1 protein-coding gene is annotated in these 3,375 nt (G+C 72.2%); it reads left to right on the top strand.

Going from position 1 to position 3,375, the window contains the following annotated elements:
* The coding region (gene mfd / locus HW445_RS23325; RefSeq protein ID WP_180222916.1) for a transcription-repair coupling factor at positions 1-3,303 on the top strand (3,303 nt) is incomplete at its 5' end.
* Positions 3,304-3,375 lie beyond the last annotated feature (72 nt).

The raw sequence follows: 3,375 nt of genomic DNA, 5'->3' as shown, positions 1-3,375 counted from the left end.
GCCGTCGTGGAGTACCCGTCCTGGGAGACCCTCCCGCACGAGCGGCTCTCCCCCCGCAGCGACACCGTCGGCCGCCGCCTCGCCGTGCTGCGCCGCCTCGCGCACCCGAGCGCCGACGACCCCGGCGCCGGTCCCGTCCAGGTGGTCGTCGCCCCGGTCCGCTCGGTCCTCCAGCCGCAGGTCAAGGGCCTCGGCGACCTGGAGCCGGTGTCGCTGCGCACGGGAGCGCAGGCCGATCTCCAGGACGTGGTGACGGCGCTCGCTGCAGCCGCGTACTCCCGCGTGGAGCTGGTGGAGAACCGTGGCGAGTTCGCGGTCCGCGGCGGCATCCTCGACGTCTTCCCGCCGACCGAGGAACACCCGCTGCGCGTCGAGTTCTGGGGCGACGACGTCGAGGAGATCCGCTACTTCAAGGTGGCCGACCAGCGGTCCCTGGAGGTCGCCGAGCACGGCCTGTGGGCGCCGCCCTGCCGCGAGCTGCTGCTGACCGACGAGGTCCGGCGCCGTGCCGCGGAGCTGGCCGAGGCCCACCCGGAGCTGGGCGAACTGCTCGGGAAGATCGCCGAGGGCATCGCCGTGGAGGGCATGGAGTCCCTGGCCCCCGTCCTCGTCGACGACATGGAACTCCTCCTCGACGTGCTGCCCGAGGGGTCGATGGCGGTCGTCTGCGACCCGGAGCGGGTCCGTACCCGCTCGGCGGACCTGGTGGCGACCTCGCAGGAGTTCCTCCAGGCGTCCTGGGCGGCCACGGCCGGCGGCGGCGAGGCCCCGATCGACGTCGGCGCGGCCTCCCTGTGGTCGATGGCGGACGTCCGGGACCGTGCCCGTGAGCTGGGCATGCTCTGGTGGTCGGTCTCCCCGTTCGCCGCCGACGAGGTCACCGACGAGTTCTCCGGCGGCGACACCCTCAAGCTCGGCATGCACGCCCCCGACACCTACCGCGGCGACACGGCCCGCGCCCTCGCCGACACCAAGGGGTGGGTGGCCGACGGCTGGCGCGTCGCGTTCCTCACCGAGGGGCACGGTCCGGCGGCCCGGATCACCGAGGTGCTCGGCGGGGAGGGCGTCCCGGCCCGCCTGGACAAGGACCTCACCGGGCTCACGCCGTCGCTGGTGCACGTCTCCTGCGGCAGCGTCGAGTACGGCTTCGTGGACCCGGGCCTGAAGCTGGCCGTGCTCACCGAGACCGACCTGTCCGGCCAGCGCACCGCGACCAAGGACGGCGCGCGGATGCCGGCCCGGCGCCGCAAGGCGATCGACCCGCTCACCCTGGAGCCGGGCGACCACATCGTCCACGAGCAGCACGGCGTGGGCCGCTACCTGGAGATGGTGCAGCGCACCGTGCAGGGCGCCACCCGCGAGTACCTGGTGGTGGAGTACGCGCCCGCCAAGCGGGGACAGCCAGGCGACCGGCTGTACATCCCGACCGACCAGCTGGAGCAGATCACCAAGTACGTCGGCGGCGAGGCGCCCACCCTGCACCGCCTGGGCGGCGCGGACTGGACCAAGACCAAGGCGCGGGCGAAGAAGGCGGTCAAGGAGATCGCCGCCGACCTGATCAAGCTCTACAGCGCCCGGATGGCGGCGCCCGGCCACGTCTTCGGCCCGGACACCCCCTGGCAGCGGGAGCTGGAGGACGCCTTCCCGTACGCGGAGACCCCGGACCAGCTCACCACCATCGCCGAGGTGAAGTCCGACATGGAGAAGTCGGTCCCGATGGACCGCCTGATCTGCGGCGACGTCGGCTACGGCAAGACCGAGATCGCGGTGCGCGCCGCGTTCAAGGCGGTCCAGGACGGCAAGCAGGTCGCCGTCCTCGTCCCCACCACGCTGCTGGTGCAGCAGCACTTCGGCACCTTCAGCGAGCGGTACGCGCAGTTCCCGGTGAAGGTGAAGGCGCTCTCCCGGTTCCAGTCGGAGGCTGAGGCGAAGGCGACCCTGGAGGGGCTGCGGGACGGCTCGGTGGACATCGTCATCGGCACCCACCGGCTGTTCTCGTCGGAGACCAGGTTCAAGGACCTGGGCCTGGTCATCGTCGACGAGGAGCAGCGGTTCGGCGTCGAGCACAAGGAGCAGCTGAAGAAGCTGCGCGCCAACGTGGACGTGCTCACCATGTCCGCCACGCCCATCCCGCGCACCCTGGAGATGGCGGTCACCGGCATCCGCGAGATGTCGACGATCACCACCCCGCCGGAGGAGCGGCACCCGGTCCTCACCTTCGTCGGCCCCTACGACGAGCGGCAGATCGGCGCGGCGATCCGCCGTGAACTGCTGCGCGAGGGCCAGGTGTTCTACATCCACAACCGGGTCGAGTCGATCGACCGGGCGGCGGCGCGGCTGCGGGAGATCGTGCCCGAGGCGCGGATCGCGACGGCGCACGGCCAGATGTCGGAACAGGCGCTGGAGCAGGTCGTCGTCGACTTCTGGGAGAAGCGGTTCGACGTGCTGGTCTCCACGACGATCGTGGAGTCCGGCATCGACATCGCCAACGCCAACACGCTGATCGTGGAGCGCGGCGACAACTTCGGCCTCTCGCAGCTGCACCAGCTGCGCGGCCGCGTCGGCCGTGGCCGGGAGCGGGGCTACGCGTACTTCCTGTACCCGCCGGAGAAGCCGCTGACGGAGACCGCGCACGAGCGGCTGGCGACCATCGCCCAGCACACCGACCTCGGCGCGGGCATGTACGTGGCGATGAAGGACCTGGAGATCCGCGGCGCGGGCAACCTGCTCGGCGGCGAGCAGTCCGGTCACATCGCGGGCGTCGGCTTCGACCTGTACGTGCGGATGGTCGGCGAGGCGGTCGCCGAGTACCGGGCCTCGCTGGAGGGCGGTGTGGAGGAGGCGCCGCCGCTGGAGGTCAAGATCGAGCTGCCGGTCGACGCGCACGTCCCGCACGACTACGCGCCGGGCGAGCGGCTGCGGCTCCAGGCGTACCGCTCGATCGCCTCCGCCAACTCGGAGGAGGACGTCGCGGCGGTCCGCGAGGAGCTGGTGGACCGCTACGGCAAGCTGCCGGAGCCGGTGGAGAACCTGCTGCTGGTCGCGGGGCTGCGGATGCTGGCCCGGTCCTGCGGGGTGGGCGAGATCGTGCTCCAGGGCAACAACATCCGCTTCGCGCCGGTGGACCTGCGGGAGTCGCAGGAGCTGCGGCTGAAGCGGGTGTACCCGGGGACCGTCATCAAGGCGACCGCGCAGCAGGTGCTGGTGCCGCGGCCGAAGACCGCGAAGATCGGCGGCAAGCCGCTGACGGGGCGCGAACTGCTGGCCTGGACGGGCGAGTTCCTGACCACGGTGCTGTCCTAGCGGTTCCGTCGGCGCGGCCGTGGGGGCCTCCGTGAGGGGCCGCCGTGGGCTGCGCTGGCACCGCCGCCGGGG

Origin of the sequence: Streptomyces sp. UH6, assembly GCF_013421635.1 — a bacterium.
Lineage (GTDB): Bacteria > Actinomycetota > Actinomycetes > Streptomycetales > Streptomycetaceae > Streptomyces > Streptomyces abyssomicinicus.
This window is presented reverse-complemented; position numbering and strand designations above follow the sequence as displayed.